At 72.1% G+C, this 17,937-nt stretch carries 12 protein-coding genes; 2 read left to right on the top strand and 10 right to left on the bottom strand.

Annotated features, from left to right (window positions below):
• Positions 1–6 precede the first annotated feature (6 nt).
• The 5 genes from OG985_RS39085 to OG985_RS39065 form a co-directional block, all read right to left on the bottom strand.
• A complete protein-coding gene (locus tag OG985_RS39085) occupies positions 7–1,563 on the bottom strand; it encodes an MFS transporter (RefSeq protein ID WP_371673108.1) in 1,557 nt (518 codons plus the stop codon).
• Positions 1,564–1,689: 126 nt separating this feature from the next.
• A complete protein-coding gene (locus OG985_RS39080) occupies positions 1,690–2,832 on the bottom strand; it encodes an XdhC family protein (RefSeq protein ID WP_371673107.1) in 1,143 nt (380 codons plus the stop codon).
• Positions 2,825–4,954 carry a xanthine dehydrogenase family protein molybdopterin-binding subunit gene (locus OG985_RS39075; RefSeq protein ID WP_371673106.1) on the bottom strand — a complete coding sequence of 710 codons (2,130 nt, stop codon included), beginning with the start codon at positions 4,952–4,954 and terminating at the stop codon, positions 2,825–2,827. The genes OG985_RS39080 and OG985_RS39075 overlap by 8 nt, the downstream gene beginning before the upstream one ends.
• The gene (locus OG985_RS39070; RefSeq protein WP_371673105.1) at positions 4,951–5,943 is read right to left on the bottom strand and encodes a xanthine dehydrogenase family protein subunit M; all 993 of its coding nucleotides are present in this window, start codon (positions 5,941–5,943) and stop codon (positions 4,951–4,953) included. The genes OG985_RS39075 and OG985_RS39070 overlap by 4 nt, the downstream gene beginning before the upstream one ends.
• Positions 5,940–6,509 (bottom strand): (2Fe-2S)-binding protein, encoded by a 570-nt coding sequence (locus OG985_RS39065; RefSeq protein ID WP_371673104.1) that lies wholly within the window; start codon positions 6,507–6,509, stop codon positions 5,940–5,942. Before OG985_RS39065 ends, OG985_RS39070 begins: the two co-directional genes overlap by 4 nt.
• 207 nt (positions 6,510–6,716) lie before the next feature.
• Here OG985_RS39065 and OG985_RS39060 point away from each other — a divergent pair, with 207 nt between their 5' ends.
• Positions 6,717–7,295 carry a TetR/AcrR family transcriptional regulator gene (locus tag OG985_RS39060; protein WP_371673103.1) on the top strand — a complete coding sequence of 193 codons (579 nt, stop codon included), beginning with the start codon at positions 6,717–6,719 and terminating at the stop codon, positions 7,293–7,295.
• Between the two features lie 27 nt (positions 7,296–7,322).
• Here OG985_RS39060 and OG985_RS39055 read toward each other — a convergent pair whose 3' ends face one another.
• The 4 genes from OG985_RS39055 to OG985_RS39040 form a co-directional block, all read right to left on the bottom strand.
• Complete coding sequence (locus OG985_RS39055) at positions 7,323–8,792, bottom strand: alpha-amylase (RefSeq protein ID WP_371673102.1); 1,470 nt, start codon at positions 8,790–8,792, stop codon at positions 7,323–7,325.
• On the bottom strand, positions 8,789–11,476 hold the full coding sequence (locus tag OG985_RS39050; RefSeq protein WP_371673101.1) for a glucosidase: 2,688 nt from the start codon (positions 11,474–11,476) through the stop codon (positions 8,789–8,791). The genes OG985_RS39055 and OG985_RS39050 overlap by 4 nt, the downstream gene beginning before the upstream one ends.
• A gap of 174 nt (positions 11,477–11,650) precedes the next feature.
• Complete coding sequence (locus OG985_RS39045; RefSeq protein ID WP_371673100.1) at positions 11,651–15,025, bottom strand: pyruvate carboxylase; 3,375 nt, start codon at positions 15,023–15,025, stop codon at positions 11,651–11,653.
• 258 nt (positions 15,026–15,283) lie between these two features.
• Positions 15,284–15,706: a secondary thiamine-phosphate synthase enzyme YjbQ gene (locus tag OG985_RS39040; RefSeq protein WP_371673099.1), complete on the bottom strand. Its 423-nt coding sequence runs from the start codon at positions 15,704–15,706 to the stop codon at positions 15,284–15,286.
• 286 nt (positions 15,707–15,992) lie between these two features.
• On the opposite strand from OG985_RS39040, the gene OG985_RS39035 reads away from it, so the two are divergent.
• A complete protein-coding gene (locus tag OG985_RS39035) occupies positions 15,993–17,075 on the top strand; it encodes an NAD(P)-binding domain-containing protein (RefSeq protein WP_371673098.1) in 1,083 nt (360 codons plus the stop codon).
• A gap of 13 nt (positions 17,076–17,088) precedes the next feature.
• Here the strand turns inward: OG985_RS39035 and mltG are convergent, their stop codons facing one another.
• Complete coding sequence (gene mltG, locus OG985_RS39030; protein ID WP_371673097.1) at positions 17,089–17,928, bottom strand: endolytic transglycosylase MltG; 840 nt, start codon at positions 17,926–17,928, stop codon at positions 17,089–17,091.
• Between the last annotated feature and the right edge of the window lie 9 nt (positions 17,929–17,937).

The raw sequence follows: 17,937 nt of genomic DNA, 5'->3' as shown, positions 1-17,937 counted from the left end.
GGACGTTCAGAGGGGGCCGGGCTGTCCCGCACCACCCTTGAGGCGTTCCAGGTCGGAGGGGCGGACCTGGATCACCACGATGGCGATCAGCGCGGCGACCACGGTGAAGATCGCCGCTGTGACGAAGGCGGCCGAGACCCCCGAGGTGAGCACCTCGTCGGACCAGGGTCGCGGGAGCTGCCCGGTGCGCTGGAAGCGCAGCCGTTCGACCGGGGTCGCCTGCGCCAGGAAGTTCGGGATCTGCTTGTCCGCCTCGTTGGTGCTGGCCGTGCCGAACATCGTGACCAGGATGGACAGGCCGAGCGAGCCGCCCACCTGCTGGGTGGCGTTGAGGAGTCCGGAGGCGGCGCCGGTCTCCCGGCTGGAGACGTTGGAGAGCGCCATCAGGGTGAGCGAGACGAACTCCATGCCCATGCCCAGGCTGAAGACGAGCATCGGGCCGAGCACACTGCCCGCGTAGGTGGAGTTCACGTCGGTCAGGGTCAGCCAGGCCAGGCCCGCCGCCGCGAGGATCGCGCCCCCCACCATGAACGGTTTGGGTCCGTAGACGGGCAGGAACCGTGAGGCCAGTCCGGCGCCGACGGCGATGACCGCGCTGACCGGGAGGAAGGCGAAGCCCGCCTGCAACGGGCTGAAGTCCAGCACGTTCTGCACGAACAGCGTGAGGAAGAAGAACATGCCGAAGATCGCCGCGGCCAGGCACAGCATGATGCCGTAGGTGCCCGCGCGGTTGCGGTCGGCGAACATGTGCAGCGGGGTGATCGGCTGCCTGGAGCGCCGCTCGACCAGGACGAACAGCGCGAGCACGACGACGGCTCCGGCGAACGAGGCCAGAGTGAGCGGGTCCCGCCAGCCTTCCTGGGCGGCTCTGATGAAGCCGTAGACCAGCAGCACCATGCCCACGGTGGAGGTGAGCGCGCCGGTGATGTCGAAGTGGCCCGGGTGGCGTTCGGACTCCTTGATCCAGCGGGGCGTGGCGACGGCGATGAGCAGCCCGATCGGGACGTTGACGAAGAGCACCCATCGCCAGTTCAGCCACTCGACGAGGATCCCGCCCATGAGCAGCCCGATCGCGCCGCCGCCCGCCGAGACCGCCGCGAAGACCCCGAAGGCCCGGTTGCGCTCCGGGCCTTCGCGGAAGGTCGTACTCACCAGAGAGAGCGCCGTCGGGGAGGCGATGGCTCCGCCGACGCCCTGGAGGGCGCGGGCGGCGAGGAGTTGGGCCTCGTTCTGGGCGAGCCCGCCGAGCAGCGAGGCGAGCACGAAGAGCAGGACACCGAAGACGAAGACGCGTCGTCTGCCGAGGATGTCGCCGACCCTGCCGCCGAGCAGCAGCAGGCCGCCGAAGGTGAGGGTGTAGGCGTTGACCACCCAGGCCAGGCTGGTGGTGGAGAAGCCCAGCGAGCGCTGGATGTCCGGCAGCGCGATGTTCACGATGGTGATGTCCAGGACCACCATCAACTGGCAGGACGCGATGACGAGCAGCGCCATCGCGTTGCCGCCACCGCCGGTTTCGCCGGCGGTGGCCTGTGCTGCGGAGGTGGGACGGGGGCTGCTGCTCATGGCATCTCGCACTCTCGGGGGTCGGGCCCTCGCGAGGGGTCGGTGGACGGTCCCGTCCACCGCTGTGTCCACCGTTCGACGGTACGCCGGGGTGCTGCCCCTCACCACTTGGGCGCCCGTGCCCCGTCAGGCCGCCACAGCGGACTCCTGTTGGCCCCGGTCGCGGTGGATCGGCGCGGGCGAGCCGGTCAGCGGGGCGCCGGTACCGCCCCGGCGGAGCGCGACGATCTCCGCGGCGATGGACAGGGCGGTCTCCTCGGGCGTACGGGCGCCGAGGTCCAGGCCGATCGGTGACCTCAGCCGGGCCAGCTCCCGTTCGCTCAGCCCGGCCTCCCGCAGCCGTCGGTCGCGGTCGGCGTGGGTGCGGCGCGAGCCCATCGCGCCGACGAACGCGGCCGGCATCCGCAGGGCCGCCGTCAGCAGCGGGACGTCGAACTTGGCGTCGTGGGTGAGAACGCACAGGACGGTGCGCCCGTCGGTCGCGGTGCGCCGCAGATAGCGGTGCGGCCAGTCGATCACGATGTCGTCGGCGTCAGGGAAGCGGGCCCGGGTGGCGAAGACGGCGCGGGCGTCGCAGACGGTCACGTGGTAGCCGAGGAACTTGCCGGCACGGACGAGCGCCGCGGCAAAGTCGATCGCACCGAAGACGATCATGCGGGGCGGTGGCACGCTCGACTCGACGAGCAGGGTGAGGCCGCCGGGGCAGTGCGATCCATCCTCGGAGAGCTCGACCGTGCCGGTGCGGCCGGCCTCCAGCGCGGCCCGGGCCTCGGCCGCCGCGGTCCGGTCCAGCTCCGCGACGCCGCCGAGGTCACCTTCGTACGAGCCGTCGGGACGCACGAGCAGGGTCCGCCCGAGGAGGTCGGCCGGGCCCCGGACGACCCGGGCGACGGCCGAGGGCTCACCTCGGACGGCGGCCGACAGCGCGGAGCGGATCACCGTCCCGGAGGGCGCTTTCGCGGTGACCGGCGTGACCAGGATGTCGATGATCCCGCCGCAGGTCAGCCCGACCGCGAAGGCGTCCTCGTCGCTGTAGCCGAAGCGCTCCAGGACGGTCTCGCCGTCCTGGAGCGCCCGTACGCACAGCTCGTACACGGCTCCTTCCACGCAGCCGCCGGAGACCGAGCCGACGACCGTGCCCTCGCTGTCGACGGCGAGGGCGGCGCCGGGGCCGCGCGGGGCGCTGCCGCCGACGGCCACGACGGTGGCGACGGCGAAGTCCCGGCCCTCCTCGGCCCAGACGGTCAACTCGTCGGCGATGTCAAGCATCTCGGCCCGCCGTCAGGACGCGGTCGGGCCGGATGGGCAGGTTCCGGTGGCGTACGCCGGTCGCGTGCCAGACGGCGTTGGCGATCGCCGCCGCGGCGCCCACGATGCCGACCTCGCCGATTCCCTTGATGCCGACCGGGTCGTCCGGGTCCGGGTCGTCCACCCAGTCGGCCTCGATGAGGGGGACGTCGGCGTGCGTGGCGACGTGGTAGCCGGCGAGGTCGGCGCCGTAGAGGCCGCCGGAGGCCCGGTCGCGGACCGCCTCCTCGTGCAGGGCCATGGAGATGCCCCAGGTCATGCCGCCGACGAACTGGTTGCGGGCGGTGAGCGGGTTGACGATCCGGCCCGCCGCGAACATGCCGAGCATGCGGCGCACCCGCACCTCGCCGGTCGTGGGGTCCACGGCGACCTCGGCGAACTGCGCGCCGAAGGAGTGCCGTTCCCGCTGGGCGAGGGCACCGATCGCCTCGGTGGTGTCGGAGCGGACCGTGACGCCCTCGGGCGGGACGGCGGCGCCGGGAGTGAGCCGCTCGCGCAGTTCGCGCGCCGCCGCCGTGACCGCCCAGCCCCAGGAGCGGGTGCCCATCGAGCCGCCGGCGATCATCGCCGGGCCGAAGTCGCTGTCCCCGATGCGTACCCGGACGCGGTCCGGTGCCGTCTCCAGTTCGTCGGCGGCGATCAGGGTGAGCGCGGTGCGTGCCCCGGTCCCGATGTCCGCCGCGGCGATCCGCACGGTGTAGGTACCGTCCGCCTCCGCCGTCACGGCCGCCGTGGACGGTGCCGCTCCGGCGGGGAAGGAGGCCGCCGCCGTGCCGGTGCCGAGCAGCCAGGCGCCTTCGCGGCGCACGCCCGGACGCGGGTCCCGGTCCGCCCAGCCGAACCTGCGGGCGCCCTCCTGGAAGCAGGCGAGGAGGCTGCGGCCGCTGTACGGCAGTCCGGAGATCGGGCCCCGCTCGGGCTCGTTGCGGGCGCGCAGCTCGATCGGGTCGATGCCGCACTTCTCGGCGAGTTCGTCGAGCGCGGACTCCAGGGCGAAGGATCCCGGCGCCTCACCCGGCGCACGCATCCATGTCGGTGACGGTACGTCGAGCCGCACGACCCGGTTGGCGGTGTGGTGGGCGTCGGCGTCGTACATCGTCCGGGCCACTCCGGCGCCCGGCTCGACGAACTCGTAGACGGTCGAGGTGAGGCTCAGGCAGTCGTGCTCCAGTGCGCGCAGCCGCCCGTCGGCGTCGGCGCCGAGCCTGACCCGCTGCGCGGTGGGGCTGCGGTAGCCGGCCAGGGAGAACATCTGGCGGCGGGTCAGCACGACCCGCACCGGGCGCTGGAGGACGGTCGCGGCCATGACGGCGGCCACCTGGTGGGCGCGGACGCCCTTGCTGCCGAAGCCGCCGCCGACGTGTTCGGACCGCACCCGCACCGAGGCCGGGTCGAGCGAGAACAGCTTCACCAGTTCGTCCGAGACCCATCCGCTGCCCTGGTTGGAGTCGACGAGTTCGAGCCGGCCGTCCTCCCAGCGGGCCGTCGCCGCGTGCGGCTCCATCGGGCTGTGGTGCTCCTCCGGAGTGGTGTACTCGGCGTCCACGACGACGGCGGAGTCGCCGAGCGCGGACTGGAGGTCGCCCTTCGCCGCCACCGCCGGCATGTGACCGTCCAGCGTGTACGCGCCCGGGCTCGCGGCGGACAGGACGACGTCGTGCGGTTCCTGGTCGTAGTGCACCACCAGCGCCTCGGCCGCCTCCCTGGCCTGCTCGGACGTCTCGGCGACGACCAGGGCCACCGGCCAGCCGAGGTGCGGGACGCGGTCGTGCTGGAAGACGGCGCAGGTCGGGTCCGGCCGGGTGCCCAGCAGGCCGACGTAGTCGGTGTCGAGGCGCGGGGCGTTGCGGTGGTGCAGCACGGTGACCACGCCCGGCATGCCGAGGACCGGGGCGTCCTCCACGGAGCGGATGCGGCCGCGCGCGACGGTCGACAACACGAGCCAGCCGTGGGCGAGTTCGGCGAAGGGGATCTCGCCGGCGTAGCGGGCCGCTCCGGTGACCTTGTCGCGTCCCTCCACGCGGGTGTGCGCGGTGCCGACGGCGCCCCGCACCCTCTGGTTCCGGGTGGTGGCGGTGGTCATCGGGTCTCCTCCTTGGCGAGTTCGGTCAGCACGGCCACCACGAGGTTGCGCGTCAGCGGCACCTTGTACCCGTTGCGGGGCAGTGGATCTGCGGCCGCCAGTTCGGCGTCCGCGGCGGCGGCGAAGGTCTCGGTGTCCGCCGGCGCCCCGGTCAGCAGACGTTCGGCCGTCCGGGCCCGCCACGGCCGGGAGGCGACCGCTCCGAAGGCCAGCCGCACGTCCTGTACGACGCCGTCCCGGACGTCGAGCGCGGCGGCGACCGAGCCGATGGCGAAGGCGTACGAGGCGCGTTCGCGCACCTTCCGGTAGCGGGAGCGGGCGGCGACCGCGGCGGGCGGCAGCGTGAGGCCGGTGATCAGGGCGCCCGGCGGAAGGGCGGTCTCCAGGTGCGGAGTGTCACCCACGGGCAGGTAGAACTCGGCGAGCGACAGCTCCCCGGGACCGTCGGCCGTCTCGTAGGAGACGACGGCGTCGAAGGCTGTCAGGGCGACGCCCATGTCCGACGGGTGGACGGCCACGCAGTGGTCGGAGGCCCCCAGGATCGCGTGGTTGTGGTGTTCGCCCTCGACGGCGGGACAACCGCTGCCGGGGACACGCTTGTTGCACGGTTTGCTGACGTCGGCGAAGTAGCCGCAGCGGGTGCGCTGGAGCAGGTTCCCGCCGACCGTGGCCATGTTGCGCAGCTGTCCGGAGGCGCCGGCCAGCACGGCCTGCGACAACGCCGGGTAGCGGCGGCGGACGTCGGGGTGGGCGGCGAGCGCGCTGTTGCTGACGGTGGCGCCGATGCGCAGACCGCCGTCCTCGGTCGACTCGATCCGGTCCAGGGGCAGTTCGCGTACGTCGACGAGCCGGGAGGGACGTTCGACGCCGGTCTTCATCAGGTCGACGAGACTGGTGCCGCCGCCGAGGAAGCGGGCGTCCGGATCGGCGTCGAGCAGCGCGAGGGCGCCGGGGACGTCGAGCGCGCGCCGGTATCCGAACTCCTTCATGCCGCCGCCTCCGTGGTCTGCTCTTCGGCCCGTGTTCCGGCGGCCCGGGCGATCGCCTCGACGATCGACACGTAGGCGCCGCAGCGGCACAGGTTTCCGCTCATCCGTTCCCGGATCTCCTCGGCGGTCAGGGGTGGTGGCCCTGCCTCGGGACGGATGTCGTCGGTGACGGCGCTCGGCCAGCCCGCCGCGTGCTCCTCGATCACCGCGACGGCCGAACAGATCTGGCCGGGCGTGCAGTAGCCGCACTGGTAGCCGTCGAGGTCGAGAAACGCCTGCTGCACGGGGTGCAGCCGCTCGCCCTCGGCCATGCCTTCGATGGTGGTGATCTCGCGTCCTTCGGCCGCCACCGCGAGCTGCAGGCAGGACACGGCCCGGCGGTCGTCGAGCAGGACGGTGCAGGCACCGCACTGGCCCTGGTCGCAGCCTTTCTTGGTGCCGGTCAGGTCCAGGCGCTCGCGCAGGGCGTCCAGCAGGGTGGTGCGGTGGTCGACGGTCAGCGCGTGCTTCTCGCCGTTGATGTTCAGGGTGATGGCGCTGTACGTCGATGGGTGGGCTGTGGTCATGATCAGCCTTCTTTCGCGTATCGCGGGTCCGGGGCAGGCCGGGGCACGGTCCGGCGGAGGCACGAACCAGGGGTGGGGATGGCTCCGCGCGTGGCCTCGGCGCTAGAGTGGACTCAACCGGACAGTTGTCCGTTACCGGTGAAACGTAGTGGACAGTTGTCCGGTTAGCAAGAACGGGTTTCGGCCGCGAGCCCGCGAGGAGGACGAGTGCAGCAGAAGAAGGACGCACCCCTGCGCTCGGACGCGCAGCGCAACCGCGAGCGGATTCTGGAAGTCGCCCTGGACGAACTGACGCGCTGCGCGGACGCTCCCCTCAGTGTCATCGCCAAGAAGGCGGGCGTGGGTCAGGCGACGTTCTACCGCAACTTCCCCAGTCGCGAGTCGCTCGTCCTGGAGATCTACCGCCACGAGATGCAGCAGGTCGCCGACGCCGCGCCCCAACTGCTCGAGACACGGGAACCGGACCTGGCCCTGCGCGCCTGGATGGACCGCCTCGCCCGGTTCGCCATGGCCAAGGCCGGGCTGTCCGACGCGATCCGCCAGGCCACCAGCGCACCGGGGACGCCGGAGAAGCCCGGCCCCGCCCCGGTCACCGCGGCGGCCGAGCTCCTCCTGCGCGCCGGTGAGAGGGCGGGCACCATCCGCCCGGGAGTGAGCGGGGAGGACTTCTTCCTCGCCATCGGCGGCCTCTGGCAGATCGACCCCCGCAGCGACTGGCAACCGCGGGCCGAACGGCTGCTGGACCTGATCATGGACGGCCTGCGCGCGGGAGCGGCCGGGCGGTGAGCACCACCGCTCCGGCACCCTCCCTCGTCACTCCGCCTGCCCGCCCGTGACCGTCACGGCGAAGACCTGCCCCTCCCAGGCGTCCAGGGCCACGAACAGGCCCGGGTCGGTCAGCTCGTCGCCCTGACGGTCGTACGTCCGGGCCGTGAGCAGGTCGGTCAGGCGGTACTCGTGGCCGCGCAGGCCGTCCCACGCCAGGGGCAGACGTGCCTGGGCCGGGCGGTCGGCGTAGTTGACGACGACCAGGTGGCGGGCGTCCGCGTGGGTCCAGGTCCAGGCCAGCACGCCGCGGTGGCTGTCGTTGTCCGGCCAGCCGCTCGGGATCAGCGGCCGCCATTCGCCCTGGCGGGCGGTGGCCGCGGCCGGGAGCAGGCGGCCGTAGAACGCGCGCAGCGGCTCGTCGACCGGTTCGCGCGGCCCACGGGAGAGGAACACCGGTAGCCGCACCCGGCGGCCCTCGAACTGGCCCTCGTGCCAGAGCGTCGCCCCGGGCAGGGTCGCGACGGCCACGGCGGCCGCACGGTTTCGGCCACCGGGCAGGACGGCGGCGGCCCGCGGCTCGTCGTGGTTCTCGACGAAGCGCAGGAGGCCTCGCTGAAAGGCGGGGCCGGCCCGCAGGTGGGCGCGGACGGAGTCGGCGTCCTCGTGCAGCAGGCGGTCGTACAGCCGCTTGTCGTAGCAGTGGTCGAAGCCCTGCTGCCGGAGCGCACCTTCGAGGTCCCAGTACGCCTCCGCGACGAGAAGGAGGCCGGGGTGGCGCTCGCGCACCCGCGGGAGGACGTACGGCCAGAAGTCCTCGCCGGGCAGCCTGCCCGGCCGGTCCCCCCACGTCTTCGCGAAGACGTCGTTCATCATCAGCATCGCCATGTCGCAGCGCACGCCGTCCGCCTGTTCGCCGATGGCCACCAGCGTCTCCACCGCCGCCGCGCGCAGGCCGTCGCTGTACGCGTTCAGCTGGACCACGTCCGGCCAGGGCGGGAAGTAGGGGTCACGGCCCCGGGCGTAGACGTGACCGCCGGCCTCGATGAATGCCTCCGGCGCGCGGGCCAGGTCGTCGGCGCTGCCCTGGATCAGCCGGTCGGGGTGCTCGGTGAGCCAGGGATGGTCGGGGGCCACATGGTTGGGGACGTAGTCGAGGATCAACCGCAGCCCGCGCGCCGCGAGTTCGGCGCGCGCCGCGGCCAGCCCGTCCGGCCCGCCGAGCCCCTCGTCGACGACGTGGCCGCGCACGCAGTACGGGGAGCCGGCGATGTCCGCCTCGGTGACGTCGGGCAGGGCCTCGCGGAACGCCGACAGCAGGCTCTCCTCGCGCAGCGCGATCCGCAGCCCGGCCGGGCTGCGCTGCCAGACGCCCATCAGCCAGACGGTGTCGACGCCCGGCCGTGCGACCTCGTCCCAGACCTCACCGGGCACCTCCCCGAGCGTGATCCGTCGCCCGTACCGGAGGCTCAGTTCACCCAGCCAGACAAGCGTGTTGATCTCGTGGACGACCGTCATGAGAGGGGCTCCTCCCGCAGCGCGCCCCAGTCCCCCGAGTCGACCAGGTGGAACAGGGTCGCGGTGACGGCGGCCAGGCCGGTCCAGCCGGTCTGGTGGGAGGCGCCGAGGCCGGAGCCGTCGTCGCCGTGGAAGTACTCGTAGAAGAGGATCAGGTCCTTCCAGTGCGGGTCCTTGGCGAACTTGGCCCGGGCGCCGTGCACCGGCCGGTGGCCTTCCCGGTCGCGTAGGAAGGTCGAGGTGAGCCGGCCGGAGATCTCGCGGGCGACCTCGTAGAGGGTGAGCAGGCGGCCGGAGCCCGTCGGGCACTCCACGGTGAAGTCGTCGCCGTGGTAGGCGTGCAGGTTCAGCAGGGCGCGGATCAGCAGGATGTTGACGGGAAACCAGACCGGGCCGCGCCAGTTGGAGTTGCCGCCGAACAGGCCCGAGTCGGACTCGGCGGGCAGATAGCCGACGCCGTACTCCTCGCCGTGCACCTGGAAGGTGTACGGGTGGGCGGCGTGGTGGCGGGAGAGCGAACGGATGCCGTGCGGGCCGAGGAACTCGTCCTCGTCGAGCATGCGAGCCAGGATGCGCCGGAGCCGGTCCTCACCGAACAGGGCGAACAGGTGCTGTCCGCGTACGCCGGGCCCCAGGGTGTGCTGAGAGGACACGATGGCCTGCACCGCCGGATGACGCTCGACGAACTCCCGTGCCCCCGCGATCAGTTCGGGGAAGCGGCGGTCCGCCCAGCCGCCGACCACGCTGGTGGCGGCGAGCGGGACGAGCCCGACCAGGGAGCGCACCTTCAGCCGGGTCGCGCCACCGTCGGGCAGTCGCAGGACGTCGTAGAAGAAGCCGTCCTCCTCGTCCCAGAGGCTCTCGTTGTCCCTGCCGATGCGGTTGGTGGCGACGGCGATCCACGCGAAGTGCTCGAACAGCGTCCTGGCCTGCTCGACGTACACCGGGTTGTCGGCGGCGAGTTCGATGGCGATCTCCAGGAGGTTCTGGCAGTACAGCGCCATCCAGGCGGTGCCGTCCGCCTGGTCGAGCCGGCCGCCGGTGGGCAGGGGCGCGCTGCGGTCGAACACCCCGATGTTGTCGAGGCCGAGGAACCCGCCCTGGAAGACGTTGTTGCCGTCGACGTCCTTGCGGTTGAGCCACCAGGTGAAGTTCTTCATCAGCTTCTGGAAGGCGTTCTCCAGGAAGGCGCGGTCACCGCGCCCGGTGCGGTGCTTCTCGAGTTCGTAGACGAACAGGGTCGCCCAGGCGTGCACGGGCGGGTTGACATCCCCGAAGTTCCATTCGTACGCCGGGATCTGGCCGTTGGGATGCAGGTAGAGGCGGTGCAGCAGCAGGTCGAGCTGGCCCTTGGCGAAACCGATGTCGACCATGGCGAGGGCGATGGCGTGGAAGGCGAGGTCCCAGGCGGCGAACCACGGGTACTCCCAGGTGTCCGGCATCGACATGACCTGGTCGTTGACCATGTGGTACCAGGCGCTGTTGCGCGTGTGGGGGTCGGCGCCCAGCGGATCGACGCCGTGTTCGGTGAGCCAGCGCTCGACGTCCAGGTAGTAGTACTGCTTGCTCCACAACATCCCGGCAAGCGCCTGCCGCACCAGCCGTCGTTCGTCCTCGCTCGTGCCGGGGGGTGTGACGCCGTCGTAGAAGGTGTCGGCCTCGCTCCGCCGCAAGTCCATGACGGCACCGAACTCCCGCCAGGGATCGATGAGTTCGGTGTCGCTCAGGCGGAGCCGAAGGGTCGCGCTCGCGCCGCCGGCGATGGTCAGCACGTGGTGGACGGCGGCCTTGGTCCCGGTGCGCTCCGGGTCGACGGCTCCGGCCTCGCCGTGGACGACGTGGCGGCCGATGCCGTCCTTGACGTACGGGGTGTCGTTGAAGCTGCCGAAGATCCGCTCGTTGTCGGTCTCGTTGCCGGTGAACAGGACCTCCGACGCTCGCTCGTGGTGGAGCCACCGCGGGCCGAGTTCCTCGTGGTCGGCCCGGACGGCGCCGTCCGTCGCCCGCAGACCCGGCACCGCCGAACCGCCCGCCCAGGACCAGGTGTGCCGGAACCACAGCGTCGGCAGCAGGTGGAGCTCCGCCTCGTCGGGACCGCGGTTGTGGGCGGTGATCTGGACCAGGAGGTCCTCCGGTCCCGCCTTCGCGTACTCGACGAACACGTCGAAGTACCGGTCCTCGTCGAAGACGCCGGTGTCGAGCAGCTCGTACTCGGCGTCACCGCGGCCGCGGGCCCGGTTGGTGTCGACCAGGTCGCCGTAGGGGAACTCCTGCTGCGGGTACTTGTAGAGGTACTTCATGTACGAGTGGGTGGGCGTGTTGTCGAGGTGGAAGTAGTACTCCTTGACGTCCTCGCCGTGATTGCCCTCGGCGTTCGTCAGCCCGAACATCCGCTCCTTGAGGATCGGATCGCGGCCGTTCCACAGGGCCAGGGCGAAACACAGCCGCTGCCTGTCGTCGCTGACGCCCGCGATGCCGTCCTCGCCCCACCGGTAGGCGCGGGAGCGGGCCTGGTCGTGGGTGAAGTACGACCAGGCGTCGCCGTCGGCGCTGTAGTCCTCGCGGACCGTCCCCCACTGCCGTTCGCTCAGGTACGGGCCCCAGCGACGCCAGGGCACCGTCCCTTCGTCGGCTTCCGCCAGCCGCCGCCGCTCCGCGTCCGGCACCCCACCGTCACTCGTCATCGCCCGTCCTCCCAGCAGCCCGGCCCGTGCGTCCAGACTCGGACGCCGCGGACCGGGCCGCAATGGCAGGCTCCGGTAGGGAACCGGGCGATTGCGCGGAACCCGGCGGTCCCGTACGGCGGAGGTGCCGGCGCGGAACCCGGCGGTCCCGTACGGCGGGGCCGGGTGCGGGGCTCAGCCGATCTCGACGAGCAGGTCGCCGCCCTCCACCTGCTGGATCCGGGTGATGGCCAGCCTGGACACCCGACCGGCCTTCGGGGCGGTGATCGTCGCTTCCATCTTCATCGCCTCGATGGTGGCCACCATGGCACCGGCCGCCACCTCGTCGCCCTCGGCGACCGCCAGCGTCACGACTCCGGCGAAGGGCGCGGCGACGTGGCCGGCGTTGGAGCGGTCGGCCTTCTCCGTCGCCGGTACGTCGGAGGACGCCGTGGTGTCGCGGACCTGGATCGGCCGCAGCTGGCCGTTCAGGGTGGACATCACGGTGCGCATGCCGCGTTCGTCGGCCTCGCCGACGGCTTCCAGCGCGATGAGCAGCCGCACGCCGGGCTCGAGGTCGACGGTGTACTCGTTGCCGGGCCGCAGACCGTAGAAGAAGTCCTTGCTGTCCAGCACACTGGTGTCGCCGTAGGTCTGCCGGTGGGTCTCGAAGTCCCGCGTCGGTCCGGGGAACAGCAGCCGGTTGAGCGTGGCGCGCCGCTCCTTCTCCAGTCCCGTACGATCCTCCTCGGTCAGCTCCGGCACCGGCTTGGCCTCGGCGCGGCCCTCCAGCGCCCTGCTGCGGAACGGCTCCGGCCAGCCGCCGGGCGGGGTTCCGAGCTCACCGCGCAGGAAGCCGATCACGGAGTCGGGGATGTCGAACCTGTCCGGCGCCGCCTCGAACTCCTCGGGCGTCGCCCCGGAGCCGACCAGGTGCAGGGCGAGGTCGCCGACCACCTTGGACGAGGGGGTGACCTTCACCAGGTGGCCCAGGATGCCGTCGGCGGCCGCGTACATCGCCTCGATGTCCTCGAAGCGGTCGCCGAGACCGAGCGCCACCGCCTGGGTGCGCAGGTTGGAGAGCTGGCCGCCGGGGATCTCGTGGTCGTACACGCGTCCCGTCGGCGAGGCGAGGCCCGCCTCGAAGGGCGCGTAGATCTTGCGGACGCTCTCCCAGTACGGCTCCAGGTCGCCGACCGCCCTGAGGTCGAGGCCGGTGGGCCGCTCGGTGTGGTCGGTCGCGGCCACGATCGCCGACAGGGACGGCTGCGAGGTGGTGCCGGCCATGGACGCCACCGCTCCGTCCACGGCGTTCGCGCCGGCCTGGATCGCGGCCAGGTAGGTGGCGAGCTGACCGCCCGTCGTGTCGTGGGTGTGGATGTGCACCGGCAGGTCGAACTCGCGGCGCAGGGCCGACACCAGCGTCGCCGCGGCCGGAGCGCGGAGCAGTCCCGCCATGTCCTTGACGGCCAGGACGTGCGCGCCGGCGGCCACGATCTGTTCGGCCAGGCGGAGGTAGTAGTCGAGGGTGTACAGCCGCTCGGACGGGTCGGACAGGTCCGAGGTGTAGCACAGGGCGACCTCGGCGACGGCCGTCCCGGTCTCCCGCACCGCATCGATGGCGGGCCGCATCTGCCCGACGTCGTTCAGCGCGTCGAAGATCCGGAAGATGTCGATGCCGGTGTTCGCGGCCTCCTGCACGAAGGCGTCGGTGACCTCCGTCGGGTACGGCGTGTAGCCCACGGTGTTGCGGCCGCGCAGCAGCATCTGCAGGCAGATGTTCGGTACGGCGGCGCGGAGCGCGGCCAGGCGCTCCCAGGGGTCCTCGGCGAGGAAGCGCAGCGCCACGTCGTAGGTGGCACCGCCCCAGCACTCCAGGGACAGCAGCTCGGGCAGCGTCCGTGCCACCAGGGGAGCGACGGCGAGCATGTCCTTGGTACGCACCCGGGTGGCGAGCAGTGACTGGTGGGCGTCGCGGAACGTGGTGTCGGTGACGCCGACGGCCGGCGACTCGCGCAGCCAGCGGGCGAACCCCTCCGGGCCGAGTTCGACGAGCTTCTGCTTCGAGCCCGCGGGCGGTTCGGCGGCGGGCAGCGGCTTCAGCTTCGTGACGGGGTGGATCAGGTCGGGCCGCTCACCGTGCGGCTTGTTGACCGTGACATCGGCCAGATAGGTGAGCAGCTTGGTGCCGCGGTCCGCGGAGTGACGTGCGGTCAGCAGGTGCGGGCGCTGCTCGATGAACGACGTCGTGACCCGGCCGGCCTGGAAGTCGGGATCGTCGAGGACGGCCTGCAGGAACGGGATGTTGGTGGCCACACCGCGGATGCGGAACTCGGCCACGGCACGCCGGGCGCGGTTGACCGCGGTCGTGAAGTCCCGGCCCCGACAGCTCAGCTTGACCAGCATCGAGTCGAAGTGGGCGCTGATCTCCGTACCGGCGTGGGTGGTACCGCCGTCGAGCCGGATGCCCGAGCCGCCGGGCGAACGGTAGGCGCTGATCCGGCCGGTGTCGGGGCGGAAGCCGTTGGCCGGGTCCTCGGTGGTGATCCGGCACTGCAGCGCGGCACCGTGCAGGGTGACGGTGTCCTGCGAGAGACCGAGGTCGGCGAGTGTCTCGCCGGCCGCGATGCGCAGCTGTGCCTGCACGAGGTCGACGTCGGTGACCTCCTCGGTCACCGTGTGCTCGACCTGGATGCGCGGGTTCATCTCGATGAAGACGTGGTTTCCGTCGCGGTCGAGCAGGAACTCCACGGTGCCCGCGTTGCGGTAGCCGATCTCCTGGGCGAACCGTACGGCGTCGGCGCACATCCGCTCGCGCAGGGCCGGGTCGAGGTTGGGCGCGGGCGCCAGCTCGATGACCTTCTGGTGGCGTCGCTGCACGGAACAGTCGCGCTCGAACAGGTGAATGACGTTGCCGTCCCCGTCGGCGAGGATCTGCACCTCGATGTGCCGGGGCTCGACGACGGCCTTCTCCAGGAAGACCGTGGCGTCCCCGAACGCCGACGCCGCCTCGCGCGCGGCCGCCTCGATCGACTCGCGGAGTGTCGCGGGGTCCTGCACGCGGCGCATGCCGCGGCCTCCGCCGCCGGCGACCGCCTTCACGAACAGGGGGAAGCCGACGTCCTCGGCGGCCCGCACCAGCTCGTCCACATCGCTGGAGGGCGCGGAGGAGCCCAGCACCGGCACCCCGGCGGCGCGGGCCGCGGCCACCGCGCGCGCCTTGTTGCCCGTCAGCTCGAGGATGTGCGCGCTCGGCCCGACGAAGGTGATGCCCGCCTCCTCGCACGCGCGCGCGAGCTCGGGGTTCTCGGACAGGAAGCCGTATCCGGGGTAGACGGCGTCGGCGCCGGCCTGCCGGGCCGCGCGCATGATCTCCTCGACGGAGAGGTACGCCCGTACGGGGTGCCCCGGCTCACCGATCTGGTAGGCCTCGTCCGCCTTCAGTCGGTGCAGCGAGTTGCGGTCCTCGTGCGGGAAGACGGCGACGGTCCTCGCACCGAGCTCGTATCCGGCGCGGAACGCGCGAATCGCGATCTCGCCACGGTTGGCGACCAGTACCTTGCGGAGCATTCCCGATCCCTTCGGCCTGCCGGTGAAGAACACCATGGTCTCGGCAATGCCGGTGCCGTGCCATGAGAGCCGGATCACTTGCCGTGCGAATCCGGCGATTCCAGCGATTCCAGCTCGGGCTGGACGTGGTGGCCGGTGAGTACGGCCGTGACCATCCCGGTGCGGGACCGCGGCCCGGTGCGTGCGGGCGGCCGGGACGGGCTCGGTCGGCGACCGCGTCGCGAGTGACCGAAAGGCCCCCGCCCGCCCGCGCGGGCGTCACCCGAGGAAGCTCAGCCGGACCTGCCGGTTCGGATTGTCCTTGTTGGTGTCCACCAGACACACCGACTGCCAGGTCCCCAGCTCCAGCCGGCCGCCCAGCACCGGAAGGGTCGCGTGGGGCGGGACGATCGCCGGGAGGACGTGATCGCGGCCGTGACCGGGGCTGCCGTGCCGGTGCTGCCAGCGGTCGTCGGCGGGCAGCAGGGTGTGCAGGGTGGCGAGGAGGTCCTCGTCGCTGCCCGCGCCGGTCTCGAGGATCGCGATGCCGGCGGTCGCGTGGGGGACGAAGACGTTCAGAAGACCGTCGCGGCCGCCGGCCGCCGCCTGGAGGAACTCCGCGCAGTCTCGGGTGAGGTCGACGATCCGCTCCGCGGAACCCGTCGCCACGTTCAGGACTCGGGTGGTGAAGGCATCTGACATGACCCCATCCTGACCCATACGCCGGATTCCACACCGCCCGGCGAGCACTTCGCGCTGTCCGGGTGGCCGCACCTGAAGGAGCCCAACCGGTGGTTCGCGGCGGGTGCGATTCGCGGGCCGACCGCTCGTGGGCTGGTCGACGGCTCGTCGATGCCTGGAGGACGGGCCGCCGATTCTCAGGGCGGTCGGGCGATCGGGCGCCGGCTCCGGGCAGGCGCCGGCTCCGGGCAGGCGCCGGCTCCGGGCGGGCGGGAAGATCCGCGCCGGCCGGGCGGTTGGTAGAAACGTGAACAACGTCCACGAGGTCGAGGTAGTCGTCATCGGCGCCGGCCAGGCCGGGCTGGCCGCCGCCCACCACCTGCGGCGCACCGGGTTCAAGCCGGACCGCGACTTCGTGGTGCTCGACCACTCCCCCGGTCCGGGCGGCGCCTGGCAGTTCCGGTGGCCTTCGCTGACGTACGGCAGGGTGCACGGGATGCATGCCCTGCCCGGCATGGAACTCACCGGCGCCGATCCCGCGCGGCCGTCCGCCGAGGTCGTCACGGAGTACTTCGACACGTACGAGCGCACCTTCGACCTACGCGTGCGGCGGCCGGTCGACGTGCGGGCGGTGCGTGAGGGAGCCGACCGGCGACTGCTCGTCGAGAGCTCCGCCGGGACCTGGTCGACGCGGGCCCTGATCAACGCGACCGGCACCTGGGACCGGCCGTTCTGGCCGCGCTACCCCGGCCAGGAGACCTTCCGCGGACGGCAGTTGCACACCGCCCGGTATCCGGGACCCGAGGAGTTCGCCGGTCAGCGGGTGGTCGTGGTGGGCGGTGGCGCTTCCGGCACGCAGCACCTGCTGGAGATCGCCCCGTACGCGGCCGCCACCACCTGGGTCACCCGGCGACCGCCCGTCTTCCGCGAAGGCCCCTTCGACGAGGAGGTGGGCCGGGCCGCGGTCGCCCTCGTCGAGGAGCGGGTGCGCCAGGGGCTGCCGCCCAAGAGCGTGGTCTCGGTCACCGGGCTGCCCCTCAACGACGCCGTACGGAAGGGGCTGGAGGACGGAGTCCTGGACGGGTTGCCGATGTTCGACCGCATCACGCCCGACGGGGTGGAGTGGAAGGACGGCCGGCACGTGGACGCCGACGTCATTCTGTGGGCGACCGGATTCCGCGCCGCCATCGACCATCTGGCGCCGCTGCGGCTGCGCGAGCCGGGCGGCGGCATCCGCGTCGAGGGGACACGCGCGGTCGCCGACCCGCGGATCCATCTGGTCGGCTACGGGCCCTCGGCCAGCACCATCGGCGCCAACCGCGCCGGCCGCGCCGCCGTGCGGGACATCAGGCGGCTGCTGGGTTCCGCCGAGGAGCCGGTCGCCGCGTGATGTCCCCGGCGGTTCACTTCGTCGGATGCGGACTCTTCTGGTGGGCGTTGAACTCGGCGACGTTGCGCCGGTGCTCCTCGAAGTTCGCCGTGAAGCGGGTGTCGCCCGGCTTGACCGTGACGAAGTACAGCCAGTCGCCCGGGGCCGGATCGATCGTGGCACGCATCGCCTCCTCGCCCGGGCTGTCGATCGGCGTGGGCGGCAACCCCATGCGCTGGTAGGAGTTGTAGGGGCTCTCGATCTTGGTGTCGTTCGCCGTCGTCTTCAGCGTGGCCCGGCTCAGCGCATAGTTGACGGTGGAGTCCATCTGCAACGGCATGCCATGTTCCAGCCGGTTGAAGATGACCCGGGCCACCTTGCCCATGTCGGCCTTGGTGGCGGCCTCGGCCTGCACGATGCTCGCGATGGTGACCGCCTGGTAGACGTTCATCGCGTTGCGCTGCGCGCCGGCGGCGACCGGAGCGCCGTTGAACTTCTTGTTGGCGGTGTCGACCATGTACGACAGCAGGGACTCGGGAGTCGCCTTGTCGGCAAGGGGATACGTCGCCGGGAAGAGGTAGCCCTCCGGGTTGCCCTCGGCGTCGTTCGGCAGCTTCAGGGCGGCTCTGGGGAGCGACTTCTCGGTGGTGCCGGCGGGCAGCGCGAGAGCCTTGTCCACGGCCTCGTACACCTGACCCGCGCGCCAGCCCTCCGGGATCACCAGCGACGCCGGCCTGGCGTCCGTGCCGCTCTCCAGGCTCAGCAGCGGCACCGCCACGGCGGTGCCGGCCACGACGGCACCGGTCGCGATGAGAGCGAGCCGGCCCCGCCGTGTCAGTCGGGACGTCTTCGGTGGCGGAATGTTGATCTGCATGCGGGCACG

This window comes from Streptomyces sp. NBC_00289 (assembly GCF_041435115.1).
Classification (GTDB): Bacteria; Actinomycetota; Actinomycetes; order Streptomycetales; family Streptomycetaceae; genus Streptomyces.
Note: the sequence above shows the minus strand (reverse complement) of the source record. Positions and strands in the feature narration are given on the sequence as shown.